At 63.5% G+C, this 22,036-nt stretch carries 11 protein-coding genes; all 11 read left to right on the forward strand.

The features are described 5' to 3' along the window. Positions 1–35: 35 nt before the first annotated feature. Positions 36–257, forward strand: a complete 222-nt coding sequence (locus tag ACQZF9_RS08910; RefSeq protein ID WP_428312882.1) for a hypothetical protein — start codon at positions 36–38, stop codon at positions 255–257. A 90-nt stretch (positions 258–347) separates the two neighbouring features. Then, positions 348–2,201, forward strand: coding sequence for a glycoside hydrolase family 2 protein (locus tag ACQZF9_RS08915; RefSeq protein WP_428312883.1), 1,854 nt, complete (start codon positions 348–350; stop codon positions 2,199–2,201). Beyond that, positions 2,198–4,183, forward strand: coding sequence for a sialate O-acetylesterase (locus tag ACQZF9_RS08920; protein WP_428312884.1), 1,986 nt, complete (start codon positions 2,198–2,200; stop codon positions 4,181–4,183). The genes ACQZF9_RS08915 and ACQZF9_RS08920 overlap by 4 nt, the downstream gene beginning before the upstream one ends. Continuing rightward, positions 4,183–5,871 (forward strand): DUF5597 domain-containing protein, encoded by a 1,689-nt coding sequence (locus tag ACQZF9_RS08925; protein ID WP_428313397.1) that lies wholly within the window; start codon positions 4,183–4,185, stop codon positions 5,869–5,871. The genes ACQZF9_RS08920 and ACQZF9_RS08925 overlap by 1 nt, the downstream gene beginning before the upstream one ends. A gap of 10 nt (positions 5,872–5,881) precedes the next feature. Next, positions 5,882–8,401, forward strand: coding sequence for a beta-glucosidase H (locus ACQZF9_RS08930; protein WP_428312885.1), 2,520 nt, complete (start codon positions 5,882–5,884; stop codon positions 8,399–8,401). Positions 8,402–8,743: 342 nt separating this feature from the next. Then, the gene (gene galA / locus ACQZF9_RS08935) at positions 8,744–11,599 is read left to right on the forward strand and encodes a beta-galactosidase GalA (protein ID WP_428312886.1); all 2,856 of its coding nucleotides are present in this window, start codon (positions 8,744–8,746) and stop codon (positions 11,597–11,599) included. 476 nt (positions 11,600–12,075) lie between these two features. Continuing rightward, on the forward strand, positions 12,076–15,390 hold the full coding sequence (locus ACQZF9_RS08940; protein WP_428312887.1) for a TonB-dependent receptor: 3,315 nt from the start codon (positions 12,076–12,078) through the stop codon (positions 15,388–15,390). Positions 15,391–15,481: 91 nt separating this feature from the next. Next, complete coding sequence (locus tag ACQZF9_RS08945) at positions 15,482–17,038, forward strand: tryptophan halogenase family protein (protein WP_428312888.1); 1,557 nt, start codon at positions 15,482–15,484, stop codon at positions 17,036–17,038. Beyond that, positions 17,038–18,564 (forward strand): tryptophan halogenase family protein, encoded by a 1,527-nt coding sequence (locus ACQZF9_RS08950; RefSeq protein ID WP_428312889.1) that lies wholly within the window; start codon positions 17,038–17,040, stop codon positions 18,562–18,564. Before ACQZF9_RS08945 ends, ACQZF9_RS08950 begins: the two co-directional genes overlap by 1 nt. Next, positions 18,554–20,065, forward strand: a complete 1,512-nt coding sequence (locus ACQZF9_RS08955; protein ID WP_428312890.1) for a tryptophan halogenase family protein — start codon at positions 18,554–18,556, stop codon at positions 20,063–20,065. The genes ACQZF9_RS08950 and ACQZF9_RS08955 overlap by 11 nt, the downstream gene beginning before the upstream one ends. A gap of 319 nt (positions 20,066–20,384) precedes the next feature. Then, the gene (locus ACQZF9_RS08960; protein ID WP_428312891.1) at positions 20,385–22,022 is read left to right on the forward strand and encodes a DUF5597 domain-containing protein; all 1,638 of its coding nucleotides are present in this window, start codon (positions 20,385–20,387) and stop codon (positions 22,020–22,022) included. Positions 22,023–22,036: the final 14 nt, after the last annotated feature.

The raw sequence follows: 22,036 nt of genomic DNA on the forward strand, positions 1-22,036 counted from the left end.
CTGGTTCGCGATCGCGGACCGGGCCGAATCTTCTTGTGCTCCTGGCAGTTCAGCGCAGCTCGCCAGGGCATTCGCCGATCAGGCGAGATCCGGATGCGTTCTTCGGCGGCCCGATGGTTCGCATCGCCGCCATTTTCACCGCTGAGCATCGGGTTGACGTGATCGAAAGCCCGCCCTATATTGTTACCGGTAACATAATTTTGGCGATTGTGATCGCGATGTCGATCGCAATACCCAACAAAAGCGCCGGCATTTAAAGCGGCCGTCCGCCAGAACCGAACAGCTGCGACGGAGGAGGATGTGAGAACCATAAGCGCGCCGCATCGTGCATGCGGCGCGGTGCTGCCATGTCGGCCCTGAAGCCCTGGCACTGGCTCGCGCTGCTGGCGTGCCTGCCGTGCTTGGCCGCTGCACAGGGCTACACCGCAATGCCTGGGCAGCAGCAGGGCGCGGGAGTGGTCGTTGCCGCAGCCCCGGCTACCGACGCTTCCGTGCTGACCAACCTCCCCGGACGCCAGCGGCGCAGCCTCAACGGCAGCTGGCAGGCGCTGGTCGATCCCTATGCCTCCGGCATCGGTGATTGGAAGGCAGTGGGGAAGGATCGCGTCGCTACCGGCAAGGCCGACTTCTACGAATACGGCTTCGACGATTCCAACACGCTGCAGGTGCCGGGCGACTTCAACACCCAGCGTCCGGAGCTGATGTATCTCGAAGGCTCGGTGTGGTATCGCAAGAGCTTCGGCTACGACGCCGCTGCTGCGGCTCGCGCCGGGCGGCGCCTGTTCGTCCATTTCGGCGGCGCCAACTATCGCGCTGACGTGTTTCTCAACGGCAAGCCGCTCGGCAGTCACGAGGGCGGCTTTACGCCGTTCCAGTTCGAAATCACAGGCCTGCTTGCCGACGGCGAGAACCACCTGCTCGTGCATGTGAACAACCAGCGCCGCCATGACGGCGTGCCGGGTCCGGGATACGACTGGTTCAACTACGGCGGCCTGACCCGCGATGTGGATCTGGTCGAAACGCCGGCCACGTACGTCCAGGATTACTTCATCCAGCTGGCGCCGGATTCGCCGCGCCGCGTGCAGGGCTGGGTCCGCGTCGCCGGCACGGCGGCGCAGCAGAAAGTGCGGCTGCGCATCGACGAACTGGGCGTGGACCTGCGCGTCAAGACCGATGCAAGCGGCTATGCGCCGTTTGCCTTCGACGCGAACATCACACCCTGGTCGCCGGAGCAGCCGAAGCTGTACCGCGTGCGCTTCGCCACGCCGCAGGACGCGCTGGAAGAAGAGATCGGATTTCGTCGCCTGACGGTGCGCGGCGACCAGATCCTGCTCAACGGCAAGCCGCTGTTCCTGCGCGGCGTCAACCTGCACGAGGAGATCGATGGCCGCCGCGCCTGCTCCGAGGCGGATGCGCAGCGCATGCTCGAGCGCGTGCGCGAGCTGGGCGCGAACTTCGCGCGCCTCGCGCACTATCCGCACAACGAGTACCTGTCGCGGCTCGCCGACCGCATGGGCATCCTGCTGTGGCAGGAGCTGCCGGTCTACCAGAGCATCGATTTCGCCGCGCCCGCGATGCAGGCCAAGCTGGAAACCATGCTCGCCGAGATGATCGGTCGCGACCGCAACCGTGCTGCGGTTGCGTTCTGGGGCATCGCCAATGAGACCTTTCCCAGCGAGGTGCGCAACGCGGCGCTGACGGCACTGGCGGCGCGCGCACGGCAGCTGGATCCGACGCGCCCGGTGGCGGCGGCTTTCTTCGGTCCCGGCATCCATGACGGCAAGGCCGTGGTCGGCGATCCGCTGTTCAGCGCCATCGACGTGATCGGTATCAATGAGTATTTCGGCTGGTATACGCCTTGGCCAGTCGAGCCGGAGCAGGTGCGGTGGGTGGCGCCGGGCAAGCCGATGCTGATCAGTGAGTTCGGCGCCGAAGCGCGTCTTGGTAATCACGGCTCGGACGATGTGGCGAGCGCCTGGAACGAAGAATTCCAGGCTGAGTTCTACCGCAAGCAATTTCGCATGCTGCGGCGCATCCCGTTCCTGAGCGGCACCGTGCCGTGGGTGCTGATGGATTTCCGCTCGCCGGTGCGGCTACATCCGTTCCAGCAGGGCTACAACCGCAAGGGGCTGCTGTCCGAAGGCGGTGACAAGAAGCTGGCGTGGCAAGTGATCCACGACTTCTACGAGAAGCAGCGATGAACCGGGAGCTGCCGGTTTTCATTCGCAGCTTGCCGCTGGTGCTCGCCGGCTGGGTGTTCGCGCCGCTGATTCCGGCTCACGCGACCGAGCTGCCGCTGCTGTTCTCGGACGGCGCCGTGCTCCAGCGCGACCAGCCGCTGCCGGTTTGGGGCTGGGCCAAACCCGGCAGCCAGATCACAGTCACTTTCGATGGCGGCACGGCGAAGACCCATGCCTCGTCAAGCGGCGAATGGCGCGTCGAACTGCCCGTGCATGCGGCCGGCGGCCCCTATGAATTGAGCGTCGCCGAGCGCGGCGGCGAAACGCTGAGAGTGCGCGACGTGCTGGTCGGCGATGTATGGCTGGCCTCGGGTCAGTCGAACATGGAATTTCCGGTAGCGAAGGCGCAAAACGCGCGGGCCGAGATCGCTCGTGCGGGCGACGCCGGCATCCGCCACTTCAAGGTGCCCAGGTCCTGGTCGGACAAGCCCGAACCGCGACTGGCCGGCGGCTACTGGCGGGCCGCTTCGCCTGGCAACGCGGGTGACTTTTCAGCGGTCGGTTATTTCTTCGCGCGCGAGCTGCGCACACGTGATTCCCGTGTGCCGATCGGCATCGTCGACAGCACCTGGGGCGGCAGCGCGATCGAAGCCTGGATGAGCGCCGGCATGCTCGGCGCGGACGCCACCGTGGCGGCTGAAAAGATACGGGCCAAGGGGGCGGCGGCGGCGCAGGCGGCGACGCAGACCCGCGCGCGGATCGCGGCCTGGAACACGGCACCGCCGTCGCCCGAGGCCTGGGCTGCGGCCGCGCTGGAAGAGTCCGGGTGGGCCGGTATCTCCGTGCCGGCGCAGTGGGAGACGCAGGGCTACGCCGGCATGGACGGCGTAGCCTGGTATCGCAAATCGTTCGAGCTGAGCGCGCCCGAAACCAAAGGGGAGCTGACGCTCGGCCTGGGACAGATCGACGATTCCGATCGGGTCTGGGTCAACGGACAGCCGGTCGGCGGCATGGACGCGAGCTGGAATGTGCCGCGCGTCTACCGGGTGCCGGCCGCCGCGCTGCGTGTGGGGCGCAATACCATCGCGGTGCAGGTGACAGATCTGGGCGCCGGCGGCGGCATGGCCGGCAGCGCCGAGCAACTCTATCTGCGGGCGGCGGGCGGCCCGCTGCGTTCGCTCGCAGGCGAGTGGAAATTCCGCACTGCCGATGTCCGCCTGTCCTCAACACAGGACGACATCAATCAGGTCGACACGGCGCTGTACAACGCAATGATCCGTCCGCTGCAGCCGTATGCGCTGCGCGGAACGATCTGGTACCAGGGTGAGGCCAATGCCTATCCCGGCGCCGCTTTCCGCTACCGCGACCTGTTCGCCTCGATGATCCGTGGATGGCGTGCGGATTGGAGCGCGCCGCAGCTGCCGTTCCTGTGGGTGCAGCTCGCTGGCTTCCATTCCGGGGGTGATACCGCCGGAGAAAGCCCGTGGGCGGTACTGCGCGAGTCGCAGTCCGCGGCGCTGGCGTTGCCTGCCACCGCGCAGGCACTCGCCATCGACATCGGCGAATCCAACGACATCCATCCGCGCAATAAGCAGGAAGTCGGGCGCCGTCTGGCGCTGGCGGCGCGCGCGGTCGCCTACGGCGAGAGCCTGGTCCATTCCGGCCCGGTATTTCGTGCCGCGACGTTCGACGATACCAAGGCGCGGATCACTTTCGATCTGCAGCACAGCGCGCTGGCGGTGCGCGGCGGTGGACGCGCCGTCCACGGGTTCGAGCTGTCCGGTGCCGACGGCCACTTTCATCCGGCGCAAGCCTTGATCGACGGCGGCGCTGTCGTCGTCAGCAGCGAAGCCGTCGTGCAGCCGCAGGCGCTGCGCTACGCCTGGAATGACGATCCCAAGCAGGCGGACCTGATCAACCGCGACGGGCTGCCGGCCTCGCCGTTCCGGGCAGAGAGGACGCGAGCGACGCTGCCGCAACAAACGAAACAGGAGACTCGATGATGCGATGTGATGGTGCAGCGGGATTGCGCTCGCTCAGGCATGCGGCGCTGTCCGCAATTCTGGTCCTGGCTGCCTGCAGCCGCCCGGCCGGCGATGCGGGCACTGTGGAAAAGCTGGTGCCGAGCGCCGCGTCGCGTGGAAGCAACGCTGCCGAAGCGCCGATCCCCCAACTCGTCGGCGACAACGGCCGCTACGCGCTGATGGTGGACGGCAAGCCGTTCCTGATGCTCGGTGCGCAGGCCAACAACTCCAGCAACTATCCGGCGATGCTACCCAAGGTCTGGCCGGCGCTGGAACAGATGCACGCCAACACGCTGGAAATCCCGGTGGCCTGGGAACAGATCGAACCTGAGGAAGGGCGCTTCGATTTCTCATACGTGGACACGCTGCTGGCGCAGGCGCGCGAGCGCCACATGCGCCTGGTGCTGCTGTGGTTTGCGACCTGGAAGAACAATGGCCCGGCCTACATGCCGGACTGGGCCGATCTCGACCACCAGCGCTTTCCGCGTGTAGTGGCCAAGAACGGCTGGACGCTGAACTCGATATCGCCGCACGCCGAGACCGCGCTTGCTGCCGACCGCAAGGCTTTCGTCGAACTGATGCGGCACCTGAAGAAGTCCGATCCGCGGCGCACCGTGATCATGGTGCAGGTGGAGAACGAAGCCGCTACCTACGGCAGCGACCGTGATTATTCGCCCGCCGCGGAAAAGCTGTTCAACGCCGCGGTGCCGCAGGCCTTGCTGCAGAAGCTCAACAAGCAGCCCGGTACCTGGCCGCAGGTGTTCGGCAACGACGCCGCGGAGTTCTTCCACGCCTGGTCGATCGCGAGCTATATCAATACCGTCGCCACCGCCGGCAAGGCCGAGTACGGGCTTCCGATGTACGCCAATGTCGCGCTGCGCGATCCCTTCCATCCGGGGCTGCCGGGCAGCGGATACTCCAGCGGCGGGCCCACCGACAACGTGCTCGATGTCTGGAAGGCGGCCGCGCCGGCTCTCGACGTGCTGGCACCGGACATCTACATGCGCGAGTCGGCCAAGGTGGCGGCGGTGATGGAGCGCTACACGCGCAGCGACAATCCGCTATTCGTCCCCGAGATCGGCAACGACCTGCCGTACGCGCGCTATTTCTTCTCGACGTTGGGTCACGGCGGTATCGGCTTCGCGCCGTTCGGCACGGACTTCACCGGTTACTCCAACTATCCGCTGGGCGCGAAGAAAGTCGATGCTGAAAGCGTCGAGCCCTTCGCCGCGAACTACCGCCTGGTCGCGCCGTTCGCCGGTGAGCTGGCGCGCTTGATCTACGAGGGCAAGGTCTGGGGTGCCGGAGAACCGGACGACGGTACGCAGGAGCAGGTGCTCGACCTCGGGCGCTACAAGGCCTATCTGACCTACGGCCGGCCGCAGCTCGGCTCGGATCCGCCCAAGGGAAACCCGCAGCCCATCGGCGGCGCCATCGTTGCCGAACTCGCTCCGAACGAGTACCTGCTGACCGGCCTACACGTGCGCGTCGGCTTCGGCCCCGGCACCAACAACAAGGACCGTTACACGATGATCCGCGTCGAGGAGGTCAGCTACGAAAACGGCGAATGGAAAGTCGTGCGCGCCTGGAACGGCGATCAGACCGACCACGGACTCAATTTCACCGATATCCCGCAGGCACTGCGGGTGCGATTCGCCAACTACTGAAGGTCGAAACATGCGCATCAACAGAAGCATTCTCCGTTGCGCCGCGGCCGTTTCGCTGGCGTTTCCCTTGCTGGTGGGCGCGCAGTCCGTCGCCCCCGACCAGGCGGCGATCGAGCGGCGCGTCGATACCGCGCTGCACAAGCTGAGCGTCGAACAGAAGATCGCGCTGATCGGTGGCACCGACGGTTTCTACGTGCGCGGCGTGCCGGAGATCGGCCTGCCACCGCTGCGGATGTCCGACGGTCCCTACGGCGTGGGCGGCAGCGGAGCTGCCACCGCCTACGCCGGGGGCATCGGTCTGGCGGCGAGCTGGAACCCGTCGCTTGCCGCACGCTTCGGCGGCGCCATCGGCCGCGACGCGCGCGCCCGCGGCGTGCATTTCTGGCTGGCGCCCGGCGTCAACATCTACCGCGCGCCAATGAACGGCCGCAACATGGAGTACTACGGCGAAGACCCGTACCTGGCCGCGAAGATGGTGGTGCCGGTGATCCGCGGCGTGCAGGAGCAGGGCGTGGTCGCCACGGTCAAGCATTTCATCGCCAACAACTCCGAATACGACCGCCGCAACCTCGACAGCCTCGTCGACGATCGCGCCATGCGCGAGATCTACCTGCCGGCCTTCGAAGCCGCGGTGAAGGAAGCGCAGGTCGGCGCGGTGATGAGCAGCTATAACCTCGTCAACGGCGACTACCTCAGCGAGAACCGCCGCATCAGCCGCGGCATCCTCAAGGACGAGTGGGGCTTCGACGGCATCTTCATGTCGGACTGGGAGGCGGCCTACGACGGCGTCAAGGCCGCCAATGCCGGACTCGATCTGGAAATGCCGGTAGGCAAGGCGATGAATCCGGAGACGATGCTCAAGGCACTGGCCGATGGCAGCGTGACGATGGACACGCTCGACGACAAAGTTCGGCGCATTCTGCGCGTGGCGACGCGCTTCGGCTTTCTCGATCGCGAGCAGAAGGATCCGACGATCCCGTTGTTCGGTGAAGACAATCGCGCAATCGCGCTCGATACCGCGCGCGAGGCGATCGTGCTGCTGAAGAACGACGGCGGCCTGCTGCCGCTGCAGCCCAAGAAGCTCAAGAGCATCGCTGTGATCGGTCCGCGCGCATGGCCGGCGACAGCGACTGCGGGCGGCAGCTCCAAGATCACGCCGCTGGAGCCGGTGAGCTTGCTCACGGGCATCGGCCGCTACCTGGGCGAAGACGTGCGCGTGCTGTACAGCGCCGGCCTGCCGACCGAGAAAGACATCTTCAAGCAGACCACTTTCGTCACCGAGGCCGGCCAGCCCGGCCTGCGCATGGAGGTGTTCGACAATCCCGACTTCGCCGGCAAGGCAGTGAGCAGCGAATCGTCGTGGCGCCTGGAATCGTGGAAACACGAGTTGTGGACGCCTTCGACGAAGCAGCGCCGCAGCATTCGCTGGACCGGCCGCTACGTGCCGGCCGTCAGCGGCGAGCACTTGTTTCTGACCGCGGCTGCGAGCTTCGACACCTATACGCTGACGGTGGACGGCAAGAAGCTGATCGACCAGCCGCGTCGCGAAGGCCAGGCGCCCTTGTACGCCACACAGGTGCTGGAAGCCGGCAAGCCAGTCACCGTAACCCTCGATTACCGGCCTGACGTTGATTACCCACGCATCGGCCTGGGTGTGGCGCCGGTGGCGGGCCTGATCACGCCGGAGGCGCTGAAAATGGCGCAGGCGGCCGATGCCGCAATTGTCACCGTCGGTTTCGATGCGATTTCGGAAAGCGAAGCCTACGATCGCACTTTCAATCTGCCCTGGGGCCAGGAAGCCCTGATCAAGGCGGTGGCCGCAGTCAACCCGAAGACCGTGGTTACGGTCACGTCCGGCGGCGCTTACGCCACCGAATCCTGGCTGCCGCAGATTCCGGCGCTGTTGCAGAACTGGTACCCCGGCCAGGAAGGCGGACAGGCCCTGGCTGAAGTGCTGTTCGGCGCGCGTTCACCGTCCGGCAAGTTGCCGATGAGTTTTGAGCGCCGCTGGGAGGACAACCCGACGCACGACTGGTACTACGCGCCGCCGCACAAGGACGGCGAAAAACCGCGCGTGCGCTACGGCGAAGGCGTGTTCGTCGGTTACCGCTGGTATGCAAGCCAGCCGAAGAAACCGCAGCCGCTGTTCGCTTTCGGCCATGGCCTGTCGTACACCCGCTTCAAGTTCGACAAGCTCGACGTCGGCAAGCCGGCCGCCGATGGCAGCGTGACGCTGGCTTTCGACGTCACCAACACCGGAGCGCGCGAAGGCGCCGAGGTCGCTCAGATCTACGTTGGCCAGAAGTCGCCGAAGGTGAAGCGTCCGGCGCGCGAGCTCAAGGGCTTCAGCAAGCTGCAGCTGGCCGCCGGTGCGACGCAGCGCGTCAGCCTGACGCTCGACCGCCGCGCCTTCGCTTATTTCGACGTGAAGAAGAACGACTGGCAGGTCGATGCGGGCCGCTACACGGTGTACGTCGGCAACGCCTCCGACAGCACGCCGCTGACGGCCGAAATCCGCATCGGCGGCTGAGGACGATGAGCACGCGTCCGCAGCGCTGGCTGGCTTCATTCTGCCTGCTGTGGCGGTCGGCCGGCGCCAGTGCTTCGCTGGTCGGAGAGATCCCGGTCGCCGAGCCGCAAAGCGTCGGATTCTCCGCCGAGCGCCTGCGACTGCTCGGCGCCTGCAGCAGGTCGCCGGCGGACAACATCCGCGCCATGCCGGGCATCGCGTTCCGCGTGCAGAGCGGCTTCGGCGTGAACGTCGCCTTCGACGAGGATTCGGTGAGGGCAACTCGAAGATCCGGAACATCGATTCAAAAAACCCAGGCGCTCGTCTATCGCGCGTTGGTTGCACGGCAGGACCAATCAAAAAATGCTTTCGTACATCGCGATGCTTGCAAGCCTTTACCTGCCGCGCGGCCTGCTGCTGGGGCTGCTCGTTGTGAGCCTGCCGGTCGAAGTGTCTGCTGCGCCGCTACCACGCGAGACGCTATCGCTCGACGCCGGCTGGCGCTTTCATTTGGGCGACATAGCGCCGCCGGAAATCCGCGGCCACGGCATGAGCTACGCCAACGCCAAGGCCGGCCGCGCCTGGGGTGCGGCGGCTCCGCAGTACGACGACACGCAGTGGCGCCAGCTTGACCTGCCGCACGACTGGGCGGTGGAAGGCCCGTTCGATCCCAAGGCCAATGTGTCGCAGGGCTATCGCCCGCGCGGCGTCGGCTGGTACCGGCGCAACTTCCGGCTCGACGCCGCCGACCGCGGACGCCATATCGAGCTGCAGTTCGACGGCATCGCCACGCACGCCACGGTGTGGTTCAACGGCAGCCTGGTGCAGCGCAATTTCTCGGGCTACAACTCGTTCTACATCGACCTCACGCCGATGGCGAAGTACGGCGGCGAGCAGAACACCATCGCGGTGCGCGTCGATGCCGAGCCGATGGAAGGCTGGTGGTACGAGGGCGCCGGCATCTATCGTCATGCCTGGCTGGTCAAGCGCGCGCCGCTGCATATCGTCACCGACGGTGTCTACGCGCAGCCGCGTCGCGATGAAGACGGCCGCTGGCGAGTGCCGGTGGAAGTCACACTGGCCAACGCCGGCAAGGCCGCTGCGCAGGCCGAGATCGAGGCCGAGCTGCTCGACGCGCAAGGCAAGACCGTGGCGAGCGTGCGTGGCGCGGCGAACGTCGGCCTATTCGATCAGGCCGCTGCGAAGCTTGAGTTCGCGGTCGATGCGCCGCGCCTGTGGACGCTCGAAGATCCCGCGCTATACCAGCTGCGCACGCGTGTGCGGCAGGCGGGCGCGGTCATCGACGAGAATACTGTGGACGTCGGCTTCCGTTACTTCCATTTCGATGCGGATCGCGGCTTCTTCTTCAACGGCAGGCCGCTGAAGCTCAAGGGCGTGTGCCTGCACCAGGATCACGCCGGTGTCGGCGTCGCCGTGCCGGACTCGCTGTGGGAATTCAGGCTGCGCGAGCTCAAGGCACTGGGCGTCAACGCCATCCGCTCCGCGCACAACGCGCCGGCCAAGGAGATGCTGGACGCGGCCGATCGCCTGGGCCTGCTGGTGATGGACGAGAACCGCAATTTCAACACCAGCGACGACACCATGCGCCAGCTCGAATGGCTGGTGCGGCGCGATCGCAGCCGTGCGAGTGTGTTCCTGTGGTCGGTGTTCAACGAGGAGCCGGTGCAGGGCACCGAGATCGGCTACGAGATGGTGCGGCGCATGGGCGCCGCGGTGAAGCGTCTCGACGTTACGCGGCCGGTGACGGCGGCGATGAACGACGGCGTGTTCGCCACAGCCAACGTGTCGCAGGCGGTGGATGTGGTCGGCTTCAACTACCAGCAGAACGAGTACGACCGTTTCCATGCCGCCAACCCCAAGCTGCCGATGTTCAGCTCGGAGGACACCTCGTCGTTCATGACGCGCGGCGCCTACCAGACCGATCTCGATAAGCACGTCATGAATTCCTACGACGAGGAGCCGTCGAGCTGGGGCGCGACGCACCGCGCGGCCTGGAAGGCGATCGCCGAGCGGCCTTTCGTCGCCGGCACATTCGTCTGGACGGGCTTCGACTATCGTGGCGAACCGACGCCGTTCACCTGGCCTTCGGCCGGTTCTTTTTTTGGCATGCTCGACCTGGCCGGATTTCCGAAAGCCGCGGCCTGGCTACATCAGGCGCAGTGGATCGACGACCGCCCGATCCTGCAGCTGCTCCCGCACTGGAACTGGGCCGGACGCGAGGGCCAGCCGATCAAGGTCATGGTGATGACCAACGCCGAGCGCGTGGAACTACGCCTCAACGGCCGCCTGGTGTCGGAACAGGCCGTCGACCGCTACACGATGCCGAACTGGCAGGTGCCCTACGCGCCGGGGCGGCTCGAGGCGCTGGCCAAGCGCGACGGCGAGGTGATCGCGCGTCAGATCGTCGAAACCACCGGCGAGCCGGTGCGCCTGCAGCTGCTGCCGGACCGCCGCACGCTGGCCGGCGATGGCCGTGATGCGCTGCCAGTCACCGTGCAGGCGCTCGATGCGCGCGGCCGGCCGGTACCGACTGCGAATCTAGGGGTCGAGTTCTCGATCGACAACGGCCGCATCATCGGCCTGGGCAACGGCGATCCCAACTCGCACGAGCCGGAGAAGGGTACGCTGCGCAGCCTGTTCAACGGTCTGGCGCAGGTCATCGTGCAGTCACAGCCGGGCGGCCATGGCGCGCTGCGCTTGAGCGCGAGCGCGCCGGGCCTGCGCGCGGCCAAGTTGAAGATCGGCGTCGCAGCCGTATCGCCGCCGCCGGCGGTGCCGGCCGGTAATGCGCAGCTGGTGCTGGAAGGTTGGCGCGGCTCGCCGTTCTCGGCCTCGCGCCCCGATCCGCATGTCCGCCTGCTCGACAACGACATGAACTCCTGGGCCTGGCTCGGCGTCGGCCGCATCGAAACCGATGACAAGGCGTCGTGGCGGCAGCAGCGTGTCCGTTTCACGCCCTATGCCGAAACGCAGAAAAGTGGCGACTGGCTGCGGTTCGAGCAGCTCAGCGGCAAGGCCGAGATCTGGCTGGACGACAAGCTACTGGGCCGCAAGGACGACGCGGGAGCGCGCGAATTCAGTCTGCGGCTGCCGCCGGGTCAGGGCGAGCGCGAGCTCTCTGTGCTGATCGAAACTTCGCCCGGCACGGCCTCGGGTTTCGTCAGCGCGATGGTCGACAGCCAGGGAGCTGAAAACTGAAACCGGGCATGCCGAACCGGCGGCATGCGCATCGGCTACGGCCGTGCACGGCGTGCGACTCATCGTTGAGGTCGGCGTGATCTCGGAAAACTGAGCCTGCAAGCGTAAGAGCCGCAATATCTTTACTGCCGTCGTGTGCGAACTGGCGGGCTTCACTGAGATCTCGCGCGACACGCGCCCGCTGCATGGGCAACCGCCGAGTGTTCTGGTGGAATTGAGGTTACCGTTATCAGCTAGCAGAAAAAAGCGGTCTTCACTGCCGACTTATTACGGCGGAAGTCACACCAAGTTCCGAATGTGGGCAGACACTTCGTATACACAAAGTGGTATCGGATATCTCGATAAAATTATTTGTTGGACATCGGTATTATGTTCACAATCAGCCTCAATAAGTGGGTTCGGTGCGCTTATACCTAAGCGCCGCAACCAACATTAAAGCGACGAAAAGTCCGATATGTGCGCTGAGGAGACGGGGAATGAAGCAGTTCAAACTTAAGGCAATGGCCAGCGCCGCAAGTGCGCTGGCAATGGTCGCTTGGTCGGCGCAGGTGCAGGCACAGGATGCTGTGCCGATCAGAAAAGACGAGGCCGAGAACGCCAAGGCCGCGGAGGATGTTGCGACGCCTGCGGAGCCTGCCGCCGCTGCGGAAAGTGCGGCACCAGCGGAACCTGCCGCCTCCGCGGAAACTGCGGCACCAGCGGAACCTGCGGTCTCTGCGGCGCCTGAGGAGCCTGCCGCCTCTGCTGATGCTGGCGCTGCGGAGGAGATTATTGTTACCGGTCGCCGCAAGGCGATTCAGGCGGCGTCGGATATCAAGAAGAACTCGGACACAATGGTCGATTCGGTTGTCGCCGATGAGGCGGGCAAGCTTCCCGACAACTCGATTACCGAAGTTCTGCAGCGCATCCCCGGCATTACCATGAGTCGGTGGAATTCTTCCGGTGATAGTTTCAACGTGGAAGGAACGGGGATCCAGGTGCGCGGCCTGTCGAATCCCAGCAGCATGCTGAACGGGCGCGAGATCTTTGGTGCCAACGGTGGTTCAGCCCTGAGCTGGGGCGAGGTGACGCCCGAGCTGATGGCGGGAGTCGACGTGTACAAGGCGGGCCGCGCCAACATGCTCGAGGGTGGTACCGGCGGCGCGATCGACTTGCGCACCAAAATGCCTTTCGATTACCAGGAGCCGGCGGTTCAGGGCGCGCTGGGTCTCAGCTATGGCGACCTCGTGGGTAAGGCGGATCCGACGGGCTCGGTGCTGGGCACCACGCGCTTCGACACTCCGATCGGTGAAATGGGTGTGCTGGTCGACGTTGCCTACTCGAAGCTCCAATCGAAAAGCGGCCACCTGAGTGTCGAGCCGTACTTCAAGAAAGACTATGACGGCAAACAGGTCTATGTCCCGGGCGGCTTCGGCTGGGGCGATGATAATTTTCAGCGCGAGCGCACCGGTCTCTACGAAGCTTTCCAGTGGCGCCCCAGCGACAATCTGACGATCTTCCAGACCGCTTTCGCCTCTCGCTACAAGAGCGAGAACAACGGCACCAGCGCCTACGTCGCCAATGATCATGCGATGCCGATCGATGGATCGACAACGAAGTTCGACAAGAATGGCGTGCTGGTAGCTGCCAGTAGCATGGGCTATGGGTCCCCGGGCGACGGCAATGCCGGTTCTACGGTCGGGCAGAGCTGGATACCGGAAGATCAGCAGGTCAACTGCAATACGCCGTATGCGACGCAGGCCTACTCACTGAACTGGAGTAGCAGTCCTTATCCGACTTGCTCCTCGCAAACCCTGAGCGCCGGCAGCAGCCGCGGTTTCTCGACTACGGACAATCTAACGAGCGACTTCAGTGAAGGGTTTACCTGGCATGCCAATGACAGGACTCGCGTCAGCGGCGCCCTGCAGTACGTTTATTCAACGTCCAAGTCGACGGGTTTAAGCGCAGGTTTGTCCGTGCCGGTTGGCAATTACAGCATGGACATCACGGGCGACAAGCCCAAGTTCCTGATCCAGGATACAGCCGCGCTGAACGATCCGGGTAGTTACGCCTGGAGCAACATGTCCTGGCGTCCGACAGACAACAAGGGCACGATGCTGGCCCCCAACCTGGACATCGTCTTCGACGTGCAGGGTGATTTCTTCAAATCGGTAGGCGCCGGCGTCCGCTACGCGTCGCGCAAGGAAACCGACACCTATGACGGCACCTATTGGGAGCCGTTCGGGAACAGCTGGGATGGTTGGGAGGCCGGCCAGCAATACCTGGGCGACCCGCACCCGGCGGAGGACGGTGAGTACTACGGCTTTGACCATTTCTTCCACGGCAACGTCGCGGTTCCGAGCAGCTTCTATGTGCCGTCCGAGGCGTTGTTGCGGTCTGGCGATTACACCTACCTGATGAACACGTATGGGTACAACGTCGGCAAGACCTTGCCCAACGGCCAGCACCCGACGACACCGTATGAGTCTTTGCACAACGACTACGGCACCTCGGCTACCAATGTGGTCACCAAATCCGTGTACCTGCAAGCCGATTTCGGCCAGGACGAAGGGTTTTTCGGTGTGCCTTATACGGGCAACATCGGTGTCCGCTATGTGCGCACGGAAACTGAAGCTACCGGCAACTTCGTGTTCAACAGCACGAGTTTCTACCTGACTCAGGAAGATGCCGACGCGGACTACGAGGCGGATCCGGAAGGAAAACTGACGCCGCGTGCCGTGAGTGTGCCGGCAGACATACAGGCCATGGCCGCGGACAGCAGCGACGACAGATTCCTGCCGATGTTCAATATCAACTTCAAGCTCACGGACAAAATGTACATTCGCCTCGCGGCGAATCAGACGATGTCGCGGCCGTCCTTCGGTGACATCACCGTTGCCGGCAGTGGTTCGGTCGCCACCCAGGACAACGAAAATAACCACACCGAGACCGATCCCACGAGCGGCCAGCCGGTCGAGAAAAAGTACCTGGGTGTATTCACCGGCGTGAATGCGTCGTATGGAAACACGACGCTGAAACCCACCATCTCGACCAACTTCGACGCCGCGTTCGAATGGTACGGCGAGGGAGGCACCGCAGCGCACCTGTCTCTGTTCACCAAGAGTCTCGATGATTTGATCATCTTTGGCGATAGCCATGTGCCATTCCCGTACAGCTTCACCAAGGAGGACGGGACCGTTGCCACGGGTACCGACGTTCTGACGACAACCCAGGCCAGCAACGCGACCAAGACGGCCACGATCCGCGGCTTCGAGTTTGGTGCCCGCACCTTCTTCGACAAGCTGCCGGGTTTCTGGAGCGGGTTTGGTATCGATGCCAACTTTACCTTCATCGACAGCAAGAATCCCTCGCCGAAGTCGTACGACATGGACGGGAATCAGTTTTCGGATCTGCCGGTCACGGGTATGTCGCGCTACAGCTACAACATCCAGTTTATGTACCAGAAGGGGCCGTTTTATGCCGGCTTTGCCTATAACTGGCGCAGCCGTTCTCTGATGTCGACCAACGCCAACGGAACCGGAACGACCACCAGCACCTATAACTATTACAAGGAGGACGGAACCTCCGAGCAGATCCACTACGCCTTGCCGCTATACGCCAAGGCCTACGGTCAGCTTGATTTCGGTACGAACTATCAGATCACAAAGGCCTTCAAGGTCTACCTCCAGGCGAACAACCTGACCAACGCGACATCGATAAGCGAGATGGAGATCCTTCCGGGCAAGTTCTATCCTCGCAACTACTATGAGGCTGATCGTCGCGTTGATGCAGGCGTGAACTTCTCTTTCTAGAGGCATCGCGCAGGCCTCCCTCCGGTGGTTGATGGAGGGCGGCCTGCGACCACATTTATCGGTTCGCGGATCCTCGTTCCGGGGCGGTGTGATGGCGAAAAGAGTGCTGATAGTCGGCGGTGGATCAGCCGGGTGGATCACGGCGGCCTATCTGGCCCGCATGCTCTCGGTGGATTTGCCTGGCGGAGTCGCGTTGACGCTCGTCGAGTCGCCAGAGATCGGTCCGATCGGTGTCGGGGAAGGAACTTTTCCCAGCATCCTGAAAACCCTTGGTCGTATCGGGCTGCACGAAGATGTGTTGTTTCAGCAGGCCGATGCGACGTTCAAGCAAGGTGTTCGCTTCGTGAACTGGGCGCGAGGCGATGACCACTACTACCATCTGTTTCAGCCGGCCAAAACGCCGGAGGGTCTGGATCTGCTGCCGTACTGGCTGCTGGGCGAAGCCGGAAATGTTCCGTGGTCCGCAGTGGCCAACGTACAAAGCCGGACCGTCGAGATGCACAAGGCGCCCAAGCGTCTTTCAAAGGACGGCGATGCCAGGAGCCTGGCCTACGCCTACCACTTCAATGCCGTCGTGTTTGCAGAGGTGTTGAAGCAGCATGCGATCGGAATGGGCGTCAAGCACGTCGCCGATAAGGTTCTGTCGGTGCAGCTCTCGGAGGACGGGGCCATTGATCGCGTGCTTACCGAGAAAAACGGTGCGATGACGGCCGATCTCTACATCGACTGCAGCGGATTCTCCGCGCTGTTGATCGGCAAGGCTTTGGGTGTTCCATTCAGCTCTTGCCGGCATCAGCTCTTTGTCGACCGCGCTGTCGTCGTGCAGCAACCCTATCCTGATCCGCGCGGCCCGATCCGTTCCTGTACCTACTCGACGGCCAGCCGGGCGGGATGGATCTGGGACATCGGCTTGCGCGACAGGCAGGGCATCGGTTACGTCTATTCGTCGAACCATTGCAGCGATGAGGAAGCGGTCAGAACGCTTCAGGATTATCTCGGGCCGGCGGCAAGCCAGGGCGAACCTCGGTATATCCGATTCGAAACCGGCTACCGCAAACTGCAGTGGCGCAAGAACTGTGTCGCGATCGGCCTTTCGGCCGGATTCATGGAGCCTTTGGAGGCAACCGGCATCGGACTCGTCGAAAGCGCGGCCTTGCTCCTGGCGGCGCTGTTCCCCTGGGACGGGCCCTATGAACCCGCGGCCCAGCAGTTCAACGAAAAGATGAGTGGCCGCTATGCCAACGTGGCCGACTTCATCAAGCTGCACTACTGCCTGAGCCAGAGACGCGATAGCGCGTTCTGGACGGATAACTGCGATCGCCAATCTATTCCCGACTCGTTGCAGGCGCGTATCGAGAGCTGGCGTTACCGAGTGCCGGATTTCGTCGATATCGACTACGGTCAAGACACTTTCATTGAAGGCAACTGGCGTCAGGTGCTGTATGGGATGGGATTCCGCACGGACCTCTCCGCCCGGCGTGGGGCGTATCGTCACAGTCAGTTTGCGCAGGAGGCTTTCAGGAACATTGAACGCCAGGCCGCTCAGGCGATGAAGATCCTGCCTTCGCATCGCGAGCTGGTCGAGGAGATTTGCGGTCGCGGTGCGGGCGTTGTGCCGCGGAACTCCGTAGCCGAGGGGTATGTGTAATGCAGAACGCCATTCAACATCTGGTCATCGCTGGAGGCGGCACTGCCGGCTGGATGACGGCGGCAGCGGTGTCGCGCGCGTTCGCTGGCTCGGCACTGAAGATCACGCTGGTTGAATCCGAGGAGATCGGCACCATCGGCGTCGGTGAAGCGACCGTTCCCTCGATCCACTATTTCAACCTGATGCTTGGTATCGATCAGGCGCACTTCATGCGCACCTGCCAGGCGACATTCAAGCTCGGGATTGAGTTTGTCGACTGGGGGGACGTCGGTGGCCGCTATATCCATCCGTTCACGACTTACGGCTGCGATCTCAACAACATCTACTTTCACGAGCTTTGGCTCAAGTACGCCGGTAGCATGGCAGCGCGCGGCGAGACGGTTTCGATGGACGACTACAACCTGTGCTGCGTGGCGGCGCGCCGGGGGCGGTTTATCCATCCCGTTGGTGGGGTGCCGGCGCCGGTTGGGCTGCTGAACTACGCCTTTCAATTCGATGCCAGCCTTTATGCTGGTTTTTTGCGCGGCTACAGCGAAAGCCGTGGCGTTACCCGGGTGGAAGGCAAGATCGCCCAGGTGCTCCAGAATGGCGAAACCGGGGATATCCAGGCACTGATCATGGAAGACGGGCGCAGCGTCGAGGGCGACCTGTTCGTCGATTGCTCCGGTCGGCAAGCTCTACTGATCGGGCAAACTCTGAAGAGCGCCTACGAGGACTGGCGTCACTGGCTGCCCTGCGACCGCGCCATCGCCGTGCCTTGCGCCAATGTCGAGGAGCCGGTTCCCTATACGCGTTCGACGGCCGACGCGGCGGGTTGGCGCTGGCGCATTCCGCTACAGCACCGGGTCGGCAACGGCTACGTCTATTCCAGCCCGTTTCTGGATGACGACGGCGCGGAGCGCCGGCTGCTCGACAGTCTGGACGGCGCCGCGCTGTCGGCGCCGCGCCGCATCTCCTTCGTGCCCGGACGCCGCAAGGAATTCTGGATCAAGAACTGTGTCGCCATTGGGCTGGCGTCGGGTTTTCTGGAGCCTTTGGAGTCCACGAGCATCCATCTGATACAGACGGCGATTTTGAAGCTGCTGGCGTTTTTTCCGGACAAGGGGTTCGAGCCGGCCGACATCGCGGCCTTCAATCGTCACACGCAAGGCGAATACGAATTGCTGCGCGATTTTTTGATTCTGCATTACAAGATCACGCAACGCGCCGATACGCCGTTCTGGCGTTACTGCCGCGACATGGACGTTCCCGATGCCGTTCGCGAGGCCATCGAGCTTTTTGAAGCGCGCGGACGCATGCTGATCAGAGCCGATCATCTGTTTACAGGGCGGAGCTGGCTCGCGGTGATGCTGGGACAGGGGCTGCGCCCGCGCGGTTACGATCCGCTGGTCGACACCATTCCGGATGCCGATCTGCACGCCCACATGAACTCAGTCCGCAACTATATCGATCAGGCGACCGCCGCCATGCCGCGGCATGGCGACTACCTTTCCAGGTTTTGCGGGCAGAACAGCCATGCAGGCTGAGCCCATACGTCAGGTCGTCATCGTCGGTGGCGGCACCGCCGGCTGGATGTGTGCGGCGGTGCTCGCTCGCGTGCTGAGCCCGCAGCAGGTAGCGGTGACTCTCATCGAGTCGAAAGACATCGGTACGGTCGGTGTCGGAGAGGCGACCATTCCGACCCTGAAAGACCTCAACAAGCTGCTCGGGATCGACGAAGCCGAGTTCGTGCGCCAGACCCAGGGCACGTTCAAGCTCGGCATCGAGTTCACCGACTGGGGCCGGCTCGGCGATCGCTACATCCATCCTTTCGGCGGTTTTGGCCTGGACCGGCCCGAGGTCCGCTTCCACCAGATGTGGCTGAAGCTTCGGGCCCTGTCGGCGGATGCAGGCGACATCAGCGACTACAACCTTTCTCTGGTCGCGGCGCGACTGAATCGCTTCAGTCCCTCGGGTGGCAAAGGTCTGCTGGCGACGATGCGCCACGCTTACCACTTCGACGCCAGCCTCTATGGCCGCTACCTGCGCCGGTTCGCCGAAGCCCGCGGGGTGAACCGCCTGGAAGGCATCGTCATCGGCGTCGAGCAAAGGAACGATGGTTTTGTATCGGGCGTGGTTTTGAAGGATGGGCGTCGCGTTGAAGGTGATCTTTTCGTTGACTGCAGCGGATTCCGCGGCCTGCTGATCGAGGGCGCACTCAAGACCGGCTATGTGGACTGGAGTCACTGGCTGCCCTGCGATCGTGCGTTCGCGGTTGCCTCGGAGAATGTTGGCCCGCTGCTGCCGTATACCCGTGCCATGGCCGACCAGGCCGGATGGCGCTGGCGCATTCCCTTGCAGCACCGGATGGGCAATGGTTACGTCTATTCCAGCCAGTATCTGGACGACGACACGGCCCGCGCGAGGCTGCTAGCGACCCTCGAAGGCCGGCCCTTGGCCGAGCCGCATCTGCTCAAGTTCAAAGGAGGGCACCGGCGCAGGATGTGGGAGAAGAACGTCGTCGCCATCGGCTTGGCGGGCGGATTCATCGAGCCGCTGGAATCGACCGGTATCCACCTCATTCAGATGGGAGTGGCGCGCTTGGCGACGCTGTTTCCCGACCGGGGCTTCGAGCCGGCGCTGATCGAAGAATTCAACCGCCAGAGCACGGTAGAATACGAGCAGATCCGCGATTTCATCATCCTGCATTACAAGGCGACGCAACGCGATGACACCGCGTTCTGGCGGCGTTGCCGCGACATGGACATCCCGGACAGCCTGCAGCAGAAGCTGGAACTGTTCCGCACGAGCGGACGGATTTTCCGCTACAAGGACGAATTGTTCGCCGAGAACAGCTGGCTGGCCGTCATGCTCGGGCAGCGCATTGTTCCGCGGAGCTACGATCCCGTGGCCGACAGCATTCCGGTCGACCACATGAGCCGTGCGATCGTCGAACTCAGGGCGGGCATTCTGAAGGCAGCCGAATCGATGCCCGAACACGCCGCATTCATACGATCTAACTGCCAGGCAGACACTGTGGATTTGTGACCGCTGGCAGCTGCCTGATCATCGCGATGGGCTTTCGGTAAAAAGTGGTACCGGTATCATATGTGCGAGCGCGGCGTGGCCATACCCATCGACGGCAGTGTCCGGGCCGAAAAAGGCGATCCGTCAACACGCTGACCTTGGTGATCGTGCCGACGCGGGGCGGTGACGCTGTCGATGCGATGACGATGTATCCCTAGAAACACCGGGCACAGAAAAAAGCGATATCGGCACGGGTGTGCCGATATGGATTTGAGGAGCTGATTGAATGTCACCAGTTTTTGCAGCCTCGTTTTTTCGGCCCGGGCTCGGAGCCATCGCCATGTCTGTTGCCGTCGCAGCGGCGGCACTGCTGAGCGTCGCGCATCCTGGTGCTGCGCTGGCGCAGAGCAAGGCCTCCCTACCGAAAGTCGTCAAGAAGGACGGCAAGGCCGCGCTGATCGTCGACGGCGCGCCGTACCTGGTCCTCGGAGCGCAGGCCAACAACTCCTCCAACTACGTGGCGCAACTGCCGAAAGTGTGGCCGGCGCTGAAGGACATTCACGCCAATACGCTGGAAATTCCGGTGGCCTGGGAGCAGATCGAGCCGAAGGAAGGGCAGTTCGATTTTTCGTACATCGATGAACTGGTGAAGCAGGCGCGGGAGAACGACGTCCGCCTGGTACTGCTGTGGTTCGCCACATGGAAGAACACCTCACCGAATTACGCACCGGGCTGGGTGAAGCTGGACAATCGGCGGTTCCCGCGCATCACAACGAAAGATGGATCCATGTCGTACTGCCTGTCGCCGATGGAGCGCACCACGCTCGAGGCCGACAAGAAGGCCTTCGTCGCGCTGATGACGCACCTGAAGAAGATCGATAGCGACACGCACAGCGTGATCATGATCCAGGTGGAAAACGAGACGGGTACCTACGGCAGCGTGCGCGACTATTCGCCGAAGGCGGAAAAGGCCTTCAAGGGGGCGGTGCCGCAGGCGCTGCTGAAAAAGAAGGGCATCGGCAAGGGCGGCAGCTGGTCGGAAGTATTCGGCAAGCATGCCGACGAGTATTTCCACGCCTGGTATATCGCCAGCTACATCAATGAAATCGCCGAGGCGGGGCGCAAGATCCACGACCTGCCGATGTACGTCAACGCGGCGTTGCGCGAACCGCTGCTCGACGTCGGGCCGGAGACTTATTCGTCGGGCGGGCCGACGCACAACGTCATCGACATCTATCAGGCGGCGGCGCCGGCGCTCGATTTGGTCGCGCCGGACATCTACAAGCGTGACTCCGCCAACTACGAAGCGACGCTCGACCACTACAGCAAGCTCGGTAACCCGCTATTCGTGCCCGAGACCGGTTCGGACACCGAATTCGCACGCTTCATCTTCAGCGTGCTGGGCCGCGGTGCCCTTGGCTTCTCGCCTTTCGGCATCGATTACACCGGCTACTTCAACTATCCGCTGGGCAGCAAGGATGTCAGCCGCGATAACCTGAAACCGTTCCGCGAGAAATACGCGCTGTTTGCGCCGATGATGCGCGAGTGGGCGAAGCTCGCATTCGAAAACCCGGTCTGGGGCGTGGCCGAGGCCGACGACCGCAGGCCGCAGTCGATTGATCTCGGTGGCAAGTGGAAAGTCGACGTGGTCTACGGCCAATGGCAGTTCGGCATGGCCGAGTGGACCTTCATGGGCAATATCGATGCGGTGCCGGGTCGTGAAAAGCCCAACGGCGGCGTGGTCATCGTGCAGTTGTCCGAAGACGAGTTTCTGCTGACCGGCGCGCACGCCCGTCTGAACTTCGGCCTCGGTCCGAAGAACAAGGGAAAGAATCTGATCTTCCGCAGCGTCGAGCAGGGCCATTTCGAGAGCGGCCAATGGGTTGTCGATTTCGTGTGGAACGGTGATCAGACCGACTACGGCCTCAACCTCACCGATCAGCCGGTCGTGCTCAAAGCCAAGCTGGCGACGTACTAAAAGGATAAGCACGC

Source organism: Hydrocarboniphaga sp., from assembly GCF_965279055.1.
Lineage (GTDB): Bacteria > Pseudomonadota > Gammaproteobacteria > Nevskiales > Nevskiaceae > Hydrocarboniphaga.

Coding starts and splice junctions, on each gene's coding strand:
- ACQZF9_RS08950 (WP_428312889.1), top strand. CDS start 17,038: ATGCAGAACGCCATTCAACATCTGGTCATCGCTGGAGGCGGCACTGCC.
- ACQZF9_RS08940 (WP_428312887.1), top strand. CDS start 12,076: ATGAAGCAGTTCAAACTTAAGGCAATGGCCAGCGCCGCAAGTGCGCTG.
- ACQZF9_RS08915 (WP_428312883.1), top strand. CDS start 348: ATGTCGGCCCTGAAGCCCTGGCACTGGCTCGCGCTGCTGGCGTGCCTG.
- ACQZF9_RS08925 (WP_428313397.1), top strand. CDS start 4,183: ATGCGATGTGATGGTGCAGCGGGATTGCGCTCGCTCAGGCATGCGGCG.
- ACQZF9_RS08960 (WP_428312891.1), top strand. CDS start 20,385: ATGTCTGTTGCCGTCGCAGCGGCGGCACTGCTGAGCGTCGCGCATCCT.
- ACQZF9_RS08930 (WP_428312885.1), top strand. CDS start 5,882: ATGCGCATCAACAGAAGCATTCTCCGTTGCGCCGCGGCCGTTTCGCTG.
- ACQZF9_RS08945 (WP_428312888.1), top strand. CDS start 15,482: ATGGCGAAAAGAGTGCTGATAGTCGGCGGTGGATCAGCCGGGTGGATC.
- ACQZF9_RS08920 (WP_428312884.1), top strand. CDS start 2,198: ATGAACCGGGAGCTGCCGGTTTTCATTCGCAGCTTGCCGCTGGTGCTC.
- galA (WP_428312886.1), top strand. CDS start 8,744: ATGCTTTCGTACATCGCGATGCTTGCAAGCCTTTACCTGCCGCGCGGC.
- ACQZF9_RS08955 (WP_428312890.1), top strand. CDS start 18,554: ATGCAGGCTGAGCCCATACGTCAGGTCGTCATCGTCGGTGGCGGCACC.